This window comes from Dietzia maris (assembly GCF_014144855.1).
Classification (GTDB): Bacteria; Actinomycetota; Actinomycetes; order Mycobacteriales; family Mycobacteriaceae; genus Dietzia; species Dietzia kunjamensis.
Genome location: NZ_JAALDN010000397.1, coordinates 1 through 2,452 on the forward strand (window position 1 = coordinate 1; position 2,452 = coordinate 2,452).

The 2,452-nt window shown below is 63.7% G+C and carries 3 protein-coding genes; 2 read left to right on the top strand and 1 reads right to left on the bottom strand.

Translation table 11 applies throughout. From position 1 onward, the window contains the following. A partial coding sequence (locus G6024_RS12950; protein WP_277355622.1) for an oxidoreductase C-terminal domain-containing protein occupies positions 1 to 172 on the top strand: 172 nt, incomplete at its 5' end. A gap of 120 nt (positions 173 to 292) precedes the next feature. Then, positions 293 to 1,354: a BtrH N-terminal domain-containing protein gene (locus G6024_RS12955; protein ID WP_159148876.1), complete on the top strand. Its 1,062-nt coding sequence runs from the start codon at positions 293 to 295 to the stop codon at positions 1,352 to 1,354. A 211-nt stretch (positions 1,355 to 1,565) separates the two neighbouring features. Here the strand turns inward: G6024_RS12955 and G6024_RS12960 are convergent. Then, positions 1,566 to 2,452: IS110 family RNA-guided transposase (locus G6024_RS12960; RefSeq protein WP_159148877.1), on the bottom strand; the 887-nt coding region annotated here is incomplete at its 5' end.

Genomic DNA, 2,452 nt, shown 5'->3' on the forward strand with positions numbered 1-2,452 from the left:
GGACCGCGACTTCAGCTGCTTCTACCTCCGTGATGGCGAACTCCTTGCTGCAGACTGCATCAATCGTCCCCGTGATTTCATGCTCAGCAAACAGGTCATCACACAGCAGCGTCCTTTCGTCCGGACCGATTTCGCCCATACGGGTTCTCCCGATTCCTTGCGCAATGGGTAAGCCAGTCCCGAGCGAGACTCGCACGGTCAGCGGCGGAGCCTCGACGAACGGCGCTGACATCCCACTGGCGCAGCAAGAGAGCCCGGTTCGTGCCCGCCTGCCGTTCAGAAAGGAACTCTGATGACTCGCCAGACGCTCATCGAGAACTATCCACATCGGGTCGGGGGGCACTGCGGCTCAGCCGCGATGCGAGACCTCCTGCACTGGCAAGGCCTCGGCTGGGAAGAACCGCCCGATGAAGGTCTCGTCTTCACCCTCGGGGGGTCACTTGGCCTGTCCTACTTGCGCTCGAGCGACCTCTTCCCGCCGCTTTATCTGGTAGGGAGAGACTCCGATTTCGAAGTAAGTCTCCCCCATCTACTGGGCGCACAGGTCCAAGTGCTCACGACCGACGATCCCCGAGAAGGATGGTCGTGGATTAGCCAGGAGGTCGATGCCGGAAGGCCAGCCCTGATATGGGGCGACATCGCGGAGTTGCCCTACCTGCGGGTTCGGCTCCAAATGAGTCGCCACGATATCGTGGTAATTGGTTACGACGAGGCGGAGAGGATCGCCTTCGTTGTTGACAACGACCGTGCCGAGGTCCAAAAGGTTCCGTTCGACGCTCTCGCTCGAGCACGGTCGTCGATGTCATTCCCACAACCGACACGTCACACCACGTACCGCATCGCCTGGCCGCATGAGTTACCAGACCTTGCGCAGGTTGCCGCAGCGGCTTTCCGTCAATCGGCAGCGAACATGCGCCACCCAACTCCGCCAGGAGTCGTTGATCTCACGACCGCGGTGAGCGGTTCCGAAGGCTTAGCAGCGGTCGCCCAGCTCGCCGCTGATGTCCGGACTTGGTCCCATCTACCGGCTGACGAACTCGAGATCCTCTTATTCAGCTTGAGCGCTTTCATCGAGAAGGCCGGCACCGGTGGCGGCCTGTTCCGAAAGCTGCTCGCTGACGGCTGCGCGGACGTGGCACGTTTGACCGGTGACCTCGCGACCGAAGATCTCGCCGTAGCCGCCAGACACTGTGCACAGACATGGACGGAGGCCGGCCGAGCCGGGATCGAGCACGAGGTCGATGTGCGTACTCGGCTGGAACGTGTGGCTTCGGCGGTTAGCCTCCTGCCCACGCTCGAGCTTCAACTGGCTGAAGCTCTGGAGTCAGCTTCGCGATCGCTTGCAGCAGCCTGACTAATCGGGAAGTCAAAACTGGACGGTAGAAGTTCCGGCCGCACTCAGACTGCAGCGGATGGCTCGCCGCCGCTCGCACCGAAACGACCGGGCTCTAGGGTTGCCTCGCCACCTCCCCGGCGACCTCGGCGATCGAGCGGTCACACCCATCCGACAAGAAGAAGCCCCGATTTAGCGAGATCCGCCGGCGCCAGGGATCCTTCTATGTTTGTCAAGCGGGCATGTGGACAGGTTCCGCTGCGCTGAGAGTTCGGTAGATCTGCCGGGCCAGGTACCGCTTGAGGCAGCGTCGAATTTCCTTGGTCGTTCGCCCCTCGGCGCTCCGTCGTTCGACGTATGCGCGGGTGTCCGGGTCGTGGGTCATTCGGGTCAGGACCGCCATGTGCAGGGCTCGGTTTAGCCGCCTGTCGCCGCCGCGATTGAGCCGGTGTCGAACGGTGTTCCCGGAGGATGCGGGGATAGGATTGACGCCTGCGAGGGAGGCGAACGCTGCCTCGGATCGCACTCTTCCGTGATGCGACCAGACGGTCAGGCAGACAGCGGCGGTCACGGGTCCGATGCCGGTCTTATCCAGCAGTGAGGTGGCCTGGCTTGCCTTGACGAGCTCGGTCATCCGCGAGCTGTTGGCGGCGAGCTGTTCGTCGAGCTCGACCACTCGTTTGGCCAGGCGGATTGCTTCGAGGCGGGCGGTGGCCTCACCGAGGCCCTCATCGCGTGCACGCCACCGGGAGACGGCGAGGAGCTGCGTCCCAGTCAGTGCCCGGCGGGCGTCGATTCCGAGGTCGACGATGCGCAACAGCGCGATCAGCGCGTTGATGGTGGCGGTGCGCTCCGAGGTCATGTGGTCGCGGGCGGTCACGAGTACCCGCAGCGCCGCTCGCACGCCGTCTGCCATACGCGGACGGCGTAGCTGGTCGCACTCCAGAGCGAGCACTGCAGCGGCGATGCGATGAGCATCCAGCGGGTCGGACTTGCCCACCCCTCGATTGGCCCTCGTGTTCATCCGGGCTGCTTCAACGACCTCGAAGCCTGCCTGTTCGCAGGCCGCGGCAAGACCGGCACCGTAGGTGTTTGGGACGCCCTTCGGAAAGCGCGGTT